This is a genomic window from Pseudoalteromonas rhizosphaerae, from assembly GCF_028885455.1.
GTDB classification, from domain to species: Bacteria; Pseudomonadota; Gammaproteobacteria; order Enterobacterales; family Alteromonadaceae; genus Pseudoalteromonas; species Pseudoalteromonas rhizosphaerae.
On record NZ_CP118496.1, the window covers coordinates 3,546,283 to 3,562,748 of the forward strand.

Genomic DNA, 16,466 nt, shown 5'->3' on the forward strand with positions numbered 1-16,466 from the left:
CTAGAATTAATATCGCATTTTTACGCGCTAAAGCACGTCCTACATCCATAAACCAATCACAGCTAAAGCGAGTTCACAAATATAAATTAACTACGAGCTAAACTTAAAACTTACCGTTTACAGCTTACAACTCCACCAACCTCTCATACAATCCTGATGCCCTGCTGACTGATTTATTCATTGCCATTAACAACACTTTTTTATCAGCCACCAGCTCGAAAGTGTTTTTAGCGCGGGTAATGCCGGTGTAGACTAACTGGCGGTTGGTGCCGGCAGTTGCTTGGTTTTGTGGTGGCAGTACCATAGCCGTATAGGCAAACTCGGAGCCTTGTGATTTATGAATAGTCATTACATAAACAGTGTCATGGGCTGGTAGTCTGGCTGGTGAAAATGCCCGTTGATTGCCCTGCTCGTCAATAAATATGGCTTTGAGCTGGGCACTGTCGTCGTACATTAAAATCCCAATATCTCCATTAAATAGTTTTAGCTGATAATCGTTTTGCGCAATCATAATCGGCATGCCCAAATAATGCCGCTGATTTGAGTTTACATTAATCAATCCTTGCTGGCTTAATTGCGTTTCAATGCGTTTATTTAAACTATGAACGCCATAATCCCCTTCGCGAACTGCGGCTAACAACTGGTAACTGGCAAAAGCTTTATGTATGTCTTGTACGCTAGCGTGTTGTTTAATTAAATTAAGATACTGAGCGTATTTACTGGCGGCGCTTTGTACTAGTTTATCAATCGGTTTACTTACAATGTCATAGTCTAAAATAACGTCTTTAAATTGGCCGCGGCTCAGCTCTTGCTCTACATAATTGAGCTTGCAGCTGTTATTGGTATTAACCGCTAATGCTAATTGACCTATGCCGCTGTCGGCTGTGAAACGGTAACTGTGCTGTAAAAACGCGATACAGTCGGCCAGTTTGAATTGACTATTACCTGCGACTAATTTGCGCTGGTTATTAAAGCATAAGCTGTTTAGTTCAGCGCAACGCGCCTCTGAATAACTTGGCGTTTGACCAAGCACTAAACCTTGGCATAAATCGCTCATTACACTGCCGGTATCAACCGAGGCAAGCTGGTCTTTGTCACCGAGTAATATAAGTCGCGCATACTCTGGTAAGGCCTCAATTAGTTTAGCCATCAGCGATAAATCAACCATCGACGCTTCATCAATGATCAATACATCTAAATGCAATGGATTACTGCGGTTATGCCTAAACTTATTAGTAAACGGTTTTACCCCCAGTAACCGGTGAATCGTTTGCGCGCTTTCTGGGATCAGCGGCGTAATAGCAGCGCTTATTTTATCTTTTAACTGTTGTTTTGCCCCAAGGATTGATTCACTTAATCGCGCAGCGGCTTTGCCTGTCGGTGCCACCAACTTAATACTCAGTGGGGCATTTTGATAAAGCGATTGTAAAATTGCTAGTAGCTTAGTCACGGTCGTGGTTTTACCTGTTCCTGGGCCACCGGTAATAACGCTAAAGCCTTTGGTTGCTGCCATCGCACAGGCGACCTTTTGCCAATCGAGCCCTTGCTCTGGTGCATCTTGTTCGGGGAAATAGTCACAAAGTAACTGAGTTAACTTATCGCTATCAATATCGAGCTTACGCTCACTCATTAACAACAATCGTGATGCCAGTGTTTGCTCATAACCGCTTAGACGTGCAAAATAAAGTCGTTGTTCAAGTAACTGTAACGGTTTAGTCTCCCCGACACTAGGATGGTTTTGCAAGCAATTAATTGCCTCTGCGGTGGTAAATGTGTCGCTAAACGGGCTGAGTGTGTCAGGAATTATGCCCGCTAGTTTGGTAAAATCACTTTGGCGTAAATTAAACGGATTACGCCAATCTACCTGCGCTAAATCTAAACAGCTGTGCTGACTTTGCTGCGATAAACAGAGTAATAAAAGCAGTGAATAAACGTCGTTTGGTTGTTGAGTTTGCTCGCTGCTACACAGTAATTCTGCCAGTTTTATATCAACCATTCGTAGCCGGTTTTCGCTAAGTAGGTAATCAAATAATGGCACTATTTGTACGTCGTTCGTCGCTGCTGTTGCAATGGCTGTATTGGTATCTAACACGCTCATAGCATTGCTCCTTGGCTATTTTCGGTTGCCTCATCTATGCTTTGGGCAACACTGCCTTGACTAAAAAGCCCATCTAAAATAATAACTTGCTCGGCGGTCAACTTTTTAAAGTACACACCTTTTCCATCTGCCATACCACGTAAAAAGGTGTAATATACGCCACCTAAATGCTGCTCAATGCTGTAATTGTTGATCCGTTGTTTTAATAACCGATGCAATGCCACGGTGTAAATTAGATACTGTAAATGGTACTGGTGGCTACTCATAGCTTGCTCTAAATGCTCTTGCTCATAATCAGTTGGCTGGTTGCCTAAAAAGTTAGACTTATAATCCAAAATAAAATACTGCTCGTTATGACAAAATATTAAATCGACAAACCCTTTTAATAAGCCTTTTACATCATAAAAATCGAGCCTACTTTGATTAAAACCAAAGTGCTTAATCAATGTTTCATTCAAGCCTTTTGCCGTTAAACTGGTAATTGGCAGATTAAACTCCATTTCAACCAAACAATCCCGTGGCGTTAATTTACTTAAACTTAAACCGTTTTCATTCAATGGGCAGTTTAACGCGGCTAGCACCCATTGCTCAGTTGTCTCTTGCCATTGGTCACTAATATGGTATTTGTTCAAGCTACGCTCAACTACCACGCTTAGGTTTTGCTCATGGTTTGTGGGGTGCTGCTCTGGGCTGGTGAAATCCAGTTGTTCAAAAATCTCGTGTAAACAACTACCCGGTTTTGCCCCCTTGGGAAAGCTATAAGGTGAGCGAATATCGTCTTGTTGCGTGGCAAACTCATCTTTTTGATGATCTTCGTCGCTGCGCCCAGGTTCTAAATGCTCGCTATGACTTTTAAAACTCAGCGCACTAAAACTGGTGGTGCGCCAATCACGTTCAATTTTAACTTTAACCTTATTAACACTCACACTGTGACTTTGTGTTTGGCTTGATTGCAGTGATAATGCACCCTGCTGAAACAACTCTTCGCTAGTAAACTGTTGATAGCTCATGGCTGGTTTGTCTGCACAAAACTCTTGTAAATGCGTGCGCCACACTAAACTACTGGTGATATCAAGTCCTGCAAATAATACATGCCCTAAGGAGCTACTTTGAATTGCCAACCGACTACTTTGTCCTTGGCCTAGGTTATACATACCAATTGCGCAGTAATGAACGGCGCGAGTGAGTGCAACATACAATAACCGTAAATCTTCAGCTAGGCGTTCTTGCTCCGCTTTTTGTAACGCATCGTCATTTTTACTAAGATCGTAAATCAGCTGGCCATCTTGATGATACAACGCATCTTTCGTTTCACGATACCCGCTGGCAAATGGCATAAATACCAGCGGGTATTCAAGCCCTTTTGAAGCATGCATAGTGACTATTTTTACCAAATTGGCATCACTCTCAAGGCGTACTTGCACGGTTTCACCATCTTGTTGACTTACTTGCTGCGCAAACCAACGCAATAACCGTAAAGTACCCTCTAGCTCGATTTGTTTTTGCTGTAGGATCTCGCCTAAATGACGAAAATCGGTCAGCCAACGCTCAACGTTGTAACCCAGCCCTTGCCATTTCGCGCTTAATTGATTGTGACTGAGTAAGTGCTCAAGCATAGCCATAGCACCTTGTTTGTACCAAATAGAGCTCAAGTAAGCAAAAAAGTTAAGATGCTCTTGCCACTGTGCTTCATCATCAGCCAAGGCATAAATGTCATTATAACTTAAGCAAAATAGTGGCCCAGCTAACACGCCTCGCAACAGTGATTCGTTGTATTGGCCATGTAAAGCCGATAAAAAATTAAGTAAATGATGGCTCAGCTCTTGGCTAAATACACTCTCACGGGATAAGTACACGCTCGCAATTTTGGCATCACTGAGGGCTTTTTTCATAATTTGCGCTTCAACCCGATCACGCACCAAAATACAAATATCTGCCGCCGTGACTGGCTTATTCGCAATACACGCACGTGCTTGCTCAAGTAAGATCACTATTTTATTGGCAAAATAGCTAGCTAAATGTTGCTGGCCAATGCCTTTATTAGTTGGTTTATTTTTTTCATCTGCGGCGCTATCTGCAAACACACAAAACTCAAAGGCGGTGGCAGGTTGGCCATCAATTAAAAACGATTTATCGGCTTTTTTACCTTGTGCCGCCACGCGATTAAACGGGATCGCATCGTTATAAATAAAGCTGTTATCGTGTTTACTAAACAGTGCATTAACGCTTGCAACCACATCGCTACTGGAACGAAAGTTAGTACCAAGGGTAAATTGCTGCTCCTTTGCCACTTCGTGTTTAGCACCAATGTACGTAAAAATATCCGCGCCCCTAAAACCGTAAATAGCTTGTTTAGGGTCGCCTATCATGGCAAGCGTGGTGTTTTCTTGGCTATAAATTTTACTAAAAATACCGTACTGAATGGGATCAGTATCTTGAAACTCATCAATCATCGCTACCGGGAACAACTGCGCTATTTTTTCTGCCAGTGCTGCGCCTTGCTCTGTATTGAGTGCACTGTGCAAATTAGTTAATAAATCATCAGGAGTTATAACGCTTTGCTCTTGCTTGCGTTTTACAATGGCTTGTTTAACCCAACTTGCCGCATGTTGCACAATAGCGATTGCCAAGCCTTGATTAACGGTGTTAACAAGCTTCGCCATTTCATCAAACTGGCTAAGCATTACATGACTAAACAAAGGCTGATTTTTTTTATAATTAGCTTCGTCACTGAGGTTTTCAGTACTCCATATTTCATAAGAGTACTTGTTTGTACCAAACTCAAAAAATAGCTCATCACCTTTACAAAATGCCTCAAGCGCTGCAAGGCTGCCTTTACGTGCAGGTGTTTTGGCACCACTTAAGCCAGAGCTTTTTACAGCTGCAATAAATTCGCTATCAAGGCAGGCTTTTTTAAAGCTCGCGACTTTACCAAGATATAGCTCGCGTGCTTGCCACACATCATCTAGTTTTATTTGCGGAGTAACCAGCGCATTGCCTTTATTAAGTATGTTCGCCACTTTACTAAATAACGCTTCAGGGGCAGCAAATACCTCTAAAATTGCATCAGTTTTTTCTTTATTGAGTGGATATACAAACACTCGCCAAAAATCTTTAATGGTTTCAAGCAAGATCTCTCGTTGATCTAAAATAAACTCCAAATTAAACGCCACACCAGACTCAAACGCATGCTGTTTTAACATTCGTTGGCAAAAACCATGAATGGTGAATATTGCTGCTTCATCCATCGATTTAGCGGCGGCATCGAGCAAATCAAATGCACGGTGTTTATCATCGATTGTGGCGATCACAGCATTGATCAGCTCATCCTCTGTTGCTTGGCCAAGCAGTGCATCACGTGCTGCTATAATACGAGTGCGCACACGGTCTTTAATTTCTTGGGTGGCGGCATCGGTAAACGTAACGACCAATATTTGTTCAACACTCAACGGAGTATTTACGGGCGATGAGTGTTGTTGCGCGATTTGCATGCCGAGTAAATAACGTAAATATAAACCTGTAATAGTATAAGTTTTACCGGTGCCTGCACTGGCTTCAATGAGACTTTGCCCAATAAGAGGCATCGTAAGTGGATTAAGCGCTTGCATGGTCACTCTCCTTTGCATGTGCAAATAACGGCGCAAGTAGCATATCGCTCCAGCGTATAAATTCCTCTTGGCACTCATTCAACGATTGCGTTGTTAAGCGAATATAGGGGTTCTCGCCCTCGCCTCGGCCAATATATTGTGGGCTAAATTTGCTCATTGCTTTGCCAATATCGCCACCACTTTTTACGTACTCATAGCCACTCACAGGAAAAAACGCCACTGGTTCTTTAAGTAGCGCGTTATATAAAGTAAACCAATCTTGCAACAGTGCTTGGGCATCTGCTTTATCCAAAGCTGCAAAAGTGATTTGTTTATCAAGCCCAAGTAATACAGTTTCTACATGTTGATCCACGCACTGCGCAACAAGGTGATATATAAAGCCCTTGATGAGATCTTTTGCCTTGATACTGGCACTACGATAAAACACTTGTTTGTGCTGATAAAGATGATTCAACCAGCCTTCAAGCTCAGTACTGTTGTTATCACTGTGAAGTGTTAGCGCAACTTCAATCGGTTCATTTTTGCCGCCCTTGATGTGCTCTTTAACTTGCCCTGCCAGTGCATCAACCCGGTGCTGCATTTTCTCAAAGATCAAATCTCCAACATGCGCCTGCGGTAACTCGCCTCGTTGCAGTATTTGCTCACGACTAAGGGGCTGCTCAAAAATAGCCGCTTCGAGTATTTCGTCGAGATAAAAATAACGGTGCAGTGCGTCTAAACTAAATGGCTCTTCATCTTTAGCTACTTCGTTAAATTGTGCTAAACGCAACCCTAAACTTTGCTGATAAAAACTCTCTTGTGCATTGCATACGCTGCGGATAAACATATCCAGCTCAAGATGTTCAGGTGCGCTGACCTCAAGCGCTGTCAGTGGCTCTGGGATTATCGCCTGAGCGGGTAACCAAATTGGATTATAACTGTGATTGGATTGCAGCGTATTAGTGGTATCTGCCTGATAATTTAGGCTATTAAAAGGCTGTAAATGCTGTTTATTGATCAAACACTCAGGCAAGGTTTGCTCACTTGGCTCAGCAAATTTGAAACTGCGGCCAATGTATTCTAGTAATTCACTCACTAAGGTTGATGGCATACGCGGTTGATTATCAAAACATGAACGGCCAATATAGCTCATGTATAAGTTATCACGGGCGCTGAGCAGCGCTTCTAAAAATAAGTAACGGTCATCTAATTTGCGCGATCGGTCACCTTTTTGCTTTTTCGAATAAGGCACTAAATCAAAACCAATCGGCTGCACAGTTCGTGGGTAATCAGCATCGTTAAGCCCTAACATACACACCACTTTAAATGGCACAGCACGCATTGGCATTAGCGTACAAAAGTTCACTTGGCCGACTAAAAAGCGTTGCCCTACACCTTTTTCTTGAATGCCTTGTTTAATTAAATAACTCACAATACGCTGCGACACTACTTGCGTGTAATCGCCATTATCATGGTGCTTTTGCAGCTCTTCGAGCACCTTTTGCAGTACCAGTAAATCCCAGCTATCGTCGCTTTCGCTCTCGTAAATAGCCGTTAATAGTTCACTCAGGATAAGGGTTTTATTAGTTAGCGTGTCGTCTGGGGTGAGCCTGTGTTTAAAGTGTTGCAATACATCAATAAAATGCACTAATTTATTGAGTGTATCAAGTGCCATCCCTTCCACTTCATCAGCGCTATATATGCCATTAAACGGGCATTGTTCATCACGTTGGGCGATACCTAACAATAAGCGGTTTAAGCCATGTTGCCAGGTATTTAATTCTATCGCAGGTAAATCAAAGCTATGCTTATGCTCGGCGTTTATTCCCCACTTGACGCCAACACGCTCAAGCCAATATTGAATTTGCTCATATTCGTGCGCTTCAACACTAAACTTTTCAGCTATTTGCGTCACTTGCAGTAAATCAAGGATATCTGACACACCAAAGCGCGAAAACGGCAGATCAGCTAAGCTTGCAAACGAACTCAGTACCGGTTTTTCTTGCTCAATGGCTAGATCGGCTAACGCATAGGGAATAAAACGGTTACCCTGCGCACCACCAAATACCGCTTCGATGTAAGGGCTATAAGTGCCAACATCCGGCATCATTACTATAATATCTTTTGGGGTGAGTGCGGGGTTTTGATTAAATAAATTAAGTAAGTAATCGTGCAAACGCTCAACTTCTCTAAGTGGAGTATGGCAATCACTTAGAGCAATGCTGGTATCGGTAGCGCTTATTGCAAGCTTACCTTCATCGTTTATAAACCATTCTTTATTGTCAGTAAGGGATTCACCTTTAAACGCTAACTGGTAAATTTCGCTTTGAATTTGACCAAGTAAACTGTCGTCAAACACATCAATAAAGCCATCAATCCAGCTTGCGTCACGCTGTACCAGTTGTTCAAAGTAATCACGGCCTAATTTACCCCACGATGATAACAACGGATTACCAATAAAATAGTAGTCTTGCTCTGGCTCACTTTGCTTTTTTTGCTGCGCTTCCAGCAATGGCATTTTGGCGTATTTAGCCGTTATTTTAGCTGCCGTTTTTTCATCAATTAAATCCCCCCAATAATGTTCGCTGGGATTAAAAAAGAATAAAAATACCTCGGTTTTTTTACTCAATGCATCAAACACATCAAGTTGCGAACTGGCAATGGCTGAAATACCAAATAAACTGATCCGCTTTGGTAATAAGCTACTGTCCATTTTATCAAGCGCGGCTAATAACTGCCCTTGCATATTGGCGCGATGAAACTGACTTTGCCCAAGCACTTGACTATGCGCTACTATTTTTCGCCACAGATCAGGCTGCCACGGCGCGATACTAATATCTACATCATCTAATTTATCAGTGCCGCTATCCCATGTGGCTATCCAGTGCGGACGGTACATTAAATATTGGTCATATACATCGGCTATTTTTTCACATAAAGCAAAGGTTTTTTGACCGTCTGTGTCACCTGCTAAGTAGGTTTTAAGGGGTAAATATAACGGTTCATCAATGCAGTTTGGTAAAATAGCAAATAATTTCCAAGCAAGATTAGGTTTATTAAACGCCGACTCTTTGGGTACATTCGGTAATAGCTGCTGGTATAACTGCCAAATGAAACTCGATGGCAGTGGAAAATCTACCTGTGCTGCCACCCCCAAACTTTCACTTAAACCAATTTTCAGCCACTGCGACATACCCGGAGATTGCACCAACACCACTTCTTTATCAAACGGGCTGCTTAATGGGTTTACTTTTAAAAGCTGATGAAACTGCGCTTGCAGGGCTTCCATACGGTTAGATTGAATAATATTGAGCATTGCGACACTGTTCTTGCTTGAGATAAAAACAGTGTAAGATATTTTCAATTATAGGGGTAGCCATTGTCGCTAATTGGCATTAATAAATCAGCGAGTTAGCACAATAATTAACTCACTTTTTATACGCACAGTATAGCTACTGTGCGTTTTATTTTCTGAAGGAGTCATTATTTATATGGGCTAATACTTGATAAGCTAAATTGGCTTTGCATGATCATATCGCCATCAATGCCTTTTAGCTGGAGTGAAATAGCTGGATCTGTTTGTTGCCAATCAATGCTTAAATCACCGTAATTAACATCATGTGTGAACTTCCCCACGCGGTGTTTATTAGGACTGACGTTTTTCCATTTTTCAGTAAGGCCTGAGCTAGTCATTTCAATCAGTGGATAATCAAGGTTCTGTTCATACCTTGATATCTCTCCCCAGTGTGTGTCACCACTGATAATTACCACGCCGTTTACTTTGTGTTTTTTAATTAACGCAAATAAACGGTTTCTATCCTCCGGAAAATTAGCCCATGACTCCCAGCCGGTAAAGTCAGGCAGTAACTGTAAGCTCGAAGCAATCAGTTTAATTGCAGCAGGCTTTTTAAGCTCTTGTTCAAGCCATTGCCACTGCGCCTCACCTAACATCGATGCGCCTTTTACTTCACTTGGGCTATAAGGCCCTTGATTATTCGCTTTACGCTCAGTCTTGTATTGTGTTTCACTAACGTGGTTAAGTGCATCGCGGTTCCAACGCAGATCAGGCATGATCACTTGTATCGTGTGCTCATCTTCACCATACATATACGAGGTATAAATCCCATCGGCACGTGTGCGACGCACTGAACCCGTTGGCTCTTGCCAAAAGTCGAGCATAATTTTCCGAGACTGTTCTTTATGTGGGTACTCTTTACCTGCATCATTTTGGCCAAAATCATGATCATCCCACATGGCAATAAGGGGAGTCTGTGCTTTTAACGTTTTAAAGCCGGGCTTAGCGCCTAAGCGCTGATATTTATCGGCAAGTACGCGCATATCGTTGGTGTCGCCGTAGATGTTATCACCCAAAAAGATAAACAAATCTGCCTGCTCTTTATTGATTGCGTCAAAAATCGGAATATCTTTATCTTGATGCCCACATGAGCCAAACAGTATTTTTTGCGGCGTTAGTTTTTGCGGTGTACTTAATACTGAAAAACTCGCAACAATGCTTACCAATGCGGCCGCTTTAATTAAATGCTTCATTTTAAAATCTCATCAATTGCATCCGCCATAGCTGGATTAAGCTGCTTAGGGTTTTCGCCAAGTACGGTTAAAATCGTTGCCGCAACTTGTGCTTGTTTGAGCTCTGTTGTTGTTTTTAATAAACCTTGCGGTTTAATATCTGGGCCAATTGCAGCTAACCAAATATGCTCAGAGCCAATAATTCCCTCAGGAAAAGCTTTACGACCTTGCTCCGATTTTGCCATTGCTTGTTTTGAACTATGATGCTGCCAATCATTAGCGTTACTGCCACGGCCATGATCCGTGGTGATAATAAGCGATGTGTTATTTTTATAGCCAGGTGTAGTCTGAATGGTTTGCCATAAGTCTTTGATAAAAGCGTCACTTTGTTTAGCCGACTGCAAATAGTGATCGTAATGACCATCATGGGCAAAATCATCGGTTTCACCTAAGCTGATCACTAATAACTTAGGCTTTTTTGCCAGCATATAAGCTTTGGCAAAACGATATGTAAAACTGTCTAAACGCACATTATGCCAAGGACTTGGGATCTCCTGTTGTAAAGCATTTAATAGTGGCGCATCGGCAAATAAGTCTGCCTCAATTGGCATAAAACCCGCATTTACATATACGTCGCTGCGTTTGGTATTAACAATAAACGGAAATACATCCCAACTGCCAAATAAGGCGGTTTTATTTTTATAGTCAGCGCGTTGCTCTAATCGCTCTAAAATAGTTTTATTTGGATTTGGCGTTTTATCATTACTGTTAATTGCCTCATCAACACTGCCAGTTAAGATCTCACTGTAGCCTGGGTATGAAAAATACCACGGGTTACTCACCGACATTGTTGAACCATTCTCTCTATCGCCAATTAACACACCGTGTTGAGCAATCGTATTGCTAATAAATGGCATTAACTGAGCTTGTCGGGCGTGTTTGTCATCGCGCCAAAACTGTTGTTTCAATTGCTCTGGCTGTTTAACAAAATCGGGATTTGCTAACAATTTTTGATCGGCGCCGTTAAATACCTCTTGCCAGCGCACTCCATCAAGCGTCACAAGCACGACATTATCACTGGCTTTGACAATATGACTTACCATTAATGTACAGCCTATTACGGCCAGTTTAGCTATTATTTTCATAGTATTCCTATCAATAAAAACCCATCAACAAGGATGGGTTTTGGTTATTATTTTTATAATTAGGGCTTAAAAATTAGCAGTAAATGTAAGTGCTGCAGTTCGTGGTGCACCAATAAAATAAGTGCTGCCATTACCTGTACCACCCGCTAAATACTGTTTATCTGTTACGTTAGTGACAGCAAAAGCAATATCGATTGATTTAAATGGGCCGGCATTGACGTCTGCAGCATAACCGGCATTGATATCAAGCACGGTATAACCATCAACTTTATTACGTGTACGAGTTTGCTCATCTAAAAATGCACCTAAGCGTTCACCGGTATATTTAGCGGATATACCAAAGCGGAAGTCGCCACTGTAATAATCGGTCGAAAGCACAAACATATCGCTTGGTGAATCGATTACGTCATCGCCTTTTTTAAAGCTTGGCGGTAGCGCTTTTCCGTCTTCATCTTTGAGGATAACACCATCGGCATCGTAGGCACTTGGATCGTGCGATGCGTATTCAGAGCTGTTATTAGTATATGAAGTATAAATATTCCATTCATTTGTAAGCATATAACTTGCTGATAGTTCAATACCTTGCGAGTCAATACCACCTACATTGATGTAAGAGCCATTTGTACCTATCGTATAATCAATCCCGCCGGTATCACTGCCAGGTGCGATAAAGGTGATACGGTTATCAAAGGCAATAGAATAAGCGGTCGCAGTTAGGCTCAAGCGGTCTGCTTTATAACGTACACCAAAGTCGATATTTTCAGCTGTTTCTGGTTCAATTTCTGTGAGTGTAGAACTATCACGCTCCAGCACACCATCTTTAATTGCTGAGAAATTTTCACTGAAACTGACAAATAACTCAGTGCTGCTAGTTAGCTGGTACAAAGCACCTGCACTAAATAACACATCTGAATCACTGTTTATTTTATCAGAGCGTAGATCTGCAAAATGATCGTATTTTTGTAATTCAACTAAATACTGTTTAGCGCCAAGATTAACTGTAAAATCGCCTAGGCTGATAGAATCTTGTACGTACCACTTAAAGGTATCTGTTTCAAAAGTATTTTTATATTGCGTCCAGTATGGGGTGCTATCAAAGTGATGATACACGCGAGCGTCAATAACTTTATGCCAATCACGAGATTCGTCACGATCAGTTTGCTCAAGCCAAATACCTGCTTCAATATCGTGCATCCCTAAGGTTAATTTATAATCGGCGGTCAAACCTAAACGGTCCTTGTCATAGTGTGTATGGCGATATGACATTACCGGTATTGCCGAATCAGGGTAACACGCCGGATTCAACCCTGTGCCTGAATCCCATGGCCAACTGAGTGTATCCGTACAATTTGCATTAGGCGCTAATGGCTTACCTTGGCTATCTGCAAAACCATATGAGCCAGCATTTGTGCCGCCTTCGGTTGTTGGATTACCGTCTTTATCGACAGGTGATGTTAAATAAGGTGGGATCCAATCACCACGCCCTGAGTTTTTATGGTAATAAGGGCTGATTGTTAATAATGACGAAGGTGAGATTGCGTATTCAAACTTTACGTAACCTAACGCATTTTCACGCAATGTACCCCAACCTTCTGCAAACATTTGGTCAAAGTGTGGCACGCCAGTCCAATTCCAAGTTAGTTGATCCCAATTTGGTGTTTGCGCAAATTGCTGCAAGCTCACACTGTTATAGTTGGTCTCACTTACATCATCATACGATAAACGCCCTGTTACAGTCAGCGCATTAAAGTTAGATACAAATTTAGCCTCAGCATGTTGATTATCTTTACCGCCATTACTGCCATCACCTATCCAGCGGCTAGTATTGGTTTGTGAATAACTCACATAAGCTTGCGTGTTATCAAAGAGAGTGCCAGTTTCATGCTTAAAATAATAACGAGTCGCATCATGGTCACCATTGGTGTAAGCAAATGTAGTTCCTCGCTCAAGGCTAGGATCTTTACTTACAAAATTAAACGTACCACCGAGCGCTTCAAGTGATGCTGAGGCGATATCTGAGGTACCTTGGCCCACTTCAACCGTGGCTAAGTTTTCGCTGTCTAGGTAGCGATTAGCTTTTGCACCACCGCCATAATTAGAGCCGCCGTTTGGAATACCATCAACCGTCATACCTAACTGCTGTTGGTTACCATCGATACTAAAGCCGCGCATCGTAATAGTGGTAGACCAATCATCACCACCAAATGCATCACCTTCGTTAATACTAATTCCCGGTAGGTTATCCATCACCGATAATACACTTGATACCGAACTCTGCTGTTCAATCATTGATTGCTCAATCACACTATTTGCATAGCTCGTTGGTTTTGCCACTACCGTGACTTCTTCTATTTCGTTGGTATTTGCAAAGCTATTAGTTGAAAACGCTAAAGCGATTGCTAAGCTTAAAGTCGATCTTTTAGTAAAAGTACGCATTGTTGTCCCATTTGCAATTATTGTTTTGTATACGGGCAAAGTATGGAGGGAATATATGACAAAAAAGCTCGAAAAAATTGACGTAACAGTGACAAAAATATTGATTATTTATGGCAACAATGCAGCTTAACCAATTAACATAATAAAGATTATAATTTAAATAACAGTCTATCGCGGTAATATTTGTAGGAAATAGAGAGGGAGTTAAATCAATACGAAAGAGTATTTTTCACAGCATTAGTAACGATTAAAAAGCAATATTGCTAATCGCAAATAAATACCTAAAACAAGTTTGCAATCAACATCTATTGACGTGTTATAAACGCCAGAGACAAGTAGTTTCCGACGTTAATGCAACCACCTACAGAAGTAGGTGGTTTAGTGACTAAAACAAACTACGTTTAAATTAGTTCAGCCAGCATTTCATCACTATACGGAACCACTTCTTCAGCATTTTTGATTTTACTGATGTAATCTGGGTTTGCAATAAACGGGCGACCAATAGCAATTAAATCAAACTTATTGGCGTTAATCGCAGCTTTAGCCGTGTCAAAATCATAGCTACCAACACCCACTAAAGTACCTGAATAAGCCGCACGTAAATATTCTGACGTCGTTTTATCTGCAAGGCTTGCAAAGCGCATGCTATCGTCAAAAATACCGCCATGTAAGTAAGCGAGTGCTCGGCTATTCAACTCATTTAAGAGGTAATCAAATACCGCTTTATCGCGGCTATCTTCGCTCATATTAAAGTAAGCACCAGGAGATAAACGTAGCCCAGTTTTATCTGCGCCGATGACATTAATTACCGCATCAACAACTTCAAGTGCAAAACGCGACATATTCTCTGGAGTTTGCCCGTATTCATCATCACGCTCATTGGCTGCATAATGTAAAAACTGATCGATTAAGTAACCATTCGCACCATGGATCTCAACGCCATCAAACCCAGCTTCAAGCGCATTCTCTGCAGCCTTTGCATAATCTGCAATTAATGACTTAATATCGGCAGTGGTTGCTGCTTTTGGGGTAATATAAGTAAGCTCACGCATACGTGGTACAGAGCCTTCAACACCAATCGCAGATGGGGCTAAAACGTCGCCATCAAAAAAGTGTGGATGTGCAACCCGACCAACATGCCAAAGTTGTGCAAACATTTTACCGCCCTGCTCATGCACAGCATCGGTTACTTTTTTCCAGCCTTGAATTTGTGCGCTGGTAAATAAACCTGGCGTATTCGGGTAACCTTGCGCATCAGGGCGAATAATCGTGGCTTCACTAATTATTAAACCGGCTTCAGCACGGCGTGCGTAGTAATCAACCATCGCTTGGGTTGGCACTAAGTTATCGTCAGCCATACAACGCGTTAGCGGTGCCATAAGTATACGGTTTTGTAATTCAATCGTGTCATTAAGCTTAAACGGTTGCAGTAGATCAGTGGTCATTCTTATCAATCCTTATCTTGAGTGTACATTCAAGATAAGGGCGAACAATAAAACATTCAAGTCTATTTTTGAATATTTGTTCAAGATTAAGTAAACTAACCCCATTTACACCTTATAAGTCAAATAGAATGCAACAGAGCGCCCTATGAGAATAGCCGAATTTGACCGTGAATTTGTACTTCGCCAAGCGATGCTGGCTTTTATGCAACACGGTTATGCTAAAACGAGTATGCAAAAATTAACGCAAGTTACAGCGCTTCATCCGGGATCTTTATATGCTGCGTTTGGCAATAAAAAAGGTATTTTTTTAGCGGCTATTGAGCAATATCAGGCTGATCGAAATCAGCAATTTACGGCACTTTTTTGTCAACATAAACCCGTTTTACCAAGCCTACGCCAATACTTAGACTCAATAGTCAACGAGTGTATCAGTGGTGATGCGATGAAAGTATGTTTACTGACTAAAAGTATTAGTGAAGTTGAAGGACAAGATTCACAGATCAGCCACGTACTGATGACAAATTTAAATGCCTACGAAAACGCCCTCGCCGAACAATTTGAGCGCGCGATAAAAGAAGGTGAAATCCCAAACACACGCACAGCTGAGCATCTAGCTCGTTTTTTAGCAATGGGCCTTTACGGCTTGCGAACCTATGCACTGACTAACCGCTGCGAACAAGATCTAAGCCAACTCGCCGACGATTTATACCACGCAATGTGTAATTAATTTTTAACTAATCGACATTTTGTCATATTAGTCAATATACTATACCTAAGCCATTCTAGAGAGAGTCTATTAATGAGTAATGCAACTGCAACCGCATCTGAAAAATTCGAGACAATCTTAAATTTAGGAGCCAAAAAAAGATTGGCTTTTATGTTTGAGACCGTCCAAGAGTTCAAACAAGTGTGGATATTAAATGACGACGATGGCTGTGTTATGCTCGCCAACGAAGATGATGATTGTGTACCGGTATGGCCTGAACGTATTTATGCCGAGGCATGGGCTACCGGTGAGTGGGAAAATTGCACAGCTAAAGCAATTCCATTGAAAGATTGGACAACCCGATGGACACCCGGTCTTGAACAAGATGACTTACTTATCGCCGTTTTTCCAACTGAAGAAGACGACGGCACAATTTTATTTCCTGATGAATTTGATTCACAACTAAAAGCACCTAAAAAACGTTACTAATTACACTTCGCTATAATTGAGTCGCAGACGTGT

9 protein-coding genes are annotated in these 16,466 nt (G+C 41.7%); 2 read left to right on the plus strand and 7 right to left on the minus strand.

Going from position 1 to position 16,466, the window contains the following annotated elements; genetic code table 11:
* Window positions 1-124: 124 nt before the first annotated feature.
* From recD to PVK79_RS15250, 7 genes are all read right to left on the minus strand, one after another.
* Complete coding sequence (recD, locus tag PVK79_RS15220) at window positions 125-2,098, minus strand: exodeoxyribonuclease V subunit alpha (RefSeq protein WP_257326108.1); 1,974 nt, start codon at window positions 2,096-2,098, stop codon at window positions 125-127.
* Entirely contained in the window at window positions 2,095-5,706 is a 3,612-nt protein-coding gene (recB, locus tag PVK79_RS15225; RefSeq protein WP_257326109.1) for an exodeoxyribonuclease V subunit beta, read from the minus strand. The genes recD and recB overlap by 4 nt, the downstream gene beginning before the upstream one ends.
* Window positions 5,693-9,001: an exodeoxyribonuclease V subunit gamma gene (gene recC / locus PVK79_RS15230; RefSeq protein WP_257326110.1), complete on the minus strand. Its 3,309-nt coding sequence runs from the start codon at window positions 8,999-9,001 to the stop codon at window positions 5,693-5,695. The genes recB and recC overlap by 14 nt, the downstream gene beginning before the upstream one ends.
* Before the next feature lie 167 nt (window positions 9,002-9,168).
* Window positions 9,169-10,233: an alkaline phosphatase D family protein gene (locus PVK79_RS15235; protein ID WP_257326111.1), complete on the minus strand. Its 1,065-nt coding sequence runs from the start codon at window positions 10,231-10,233 to the stop codon at window positions 9,169-9,171.
* The gene (locus PVK79_RS15240) at window positions 10,230-11,357 is read right to left on the minus strand and encodes an LTA synthase family protein (protein WP_257326112.1); all 1,128 of its coding nucleotides are present in this window, start codon (window positions 11,355-11,357) and stop codon (window positions 10,230-10,232) included. Before PVK79_RS15240 ends, PVK79_RS15235 begins: the two co-directional genes overlap by 4 nt.
* A 66-nt stretch (window positions 11,358-11,423) precedes the next feature.
* Window positions 11,424-13,793 (minus strand): TonB-dependent receptor domain-containing protein, encoded by a 2,370-nt coding sequence (locus PVK79_RS15245; RefSeq protein ID WP_257326113.1) that lies wholly within the window; start codon window positions 13,791-13,793, stop codon window positions 11,424-11,426.
* 401 nt (window positions 13,794-14,194) lie between these two features.
* Window positions 14,195-15,238: an alkene reductase gene (locus PVK79_RS15250; RefSeq protein ID WP_149982560.1), complete on the minus strand. Its 1,044-nt coding sequence runs from the start codon at window positions 15,236-15,238 to the stop codon at window positions 14,195-14,197.
* A 145-nt stretch (window positions 15,239-15,383) separates the two neighbouring features.
* On the opposite strand from PVK79_RS15250, the gene PVK79_RS15255 reads away from it, so the two are divergent.
* Together PVK79_RS15255 and PVK79_RS15260 are read left to right on the plus strand one after the other, a co-directional pair.
* Complete coding sequence (locus tag PVK79_RS15255; protein WP_145233102.1) at window positions 15,384-15,965, plus strand: TetR/AcrR family transcriptional regulator; 582 nt, start codon at window positions 15,384-15,386, stop codon at window positions 15,963-15,965.
* Between the two features lie 72 nt (window positions 15,966-16,037).
* The gene (locus tag PVK79_RS15260) at window positions 16,038-16,433 is read left to right on the plus strand and encodes a DUF2750 domain-containing protein (RefSeq protein ID WP_145233101.1); all 396 of its coding nucleotides are present in this window, start codon (window positions 16,038-16,040) and stop codon (window positions 16,431-16,433) included.
* Window positions 16,434-16,466: the final 33 nt, after the last annotated feature.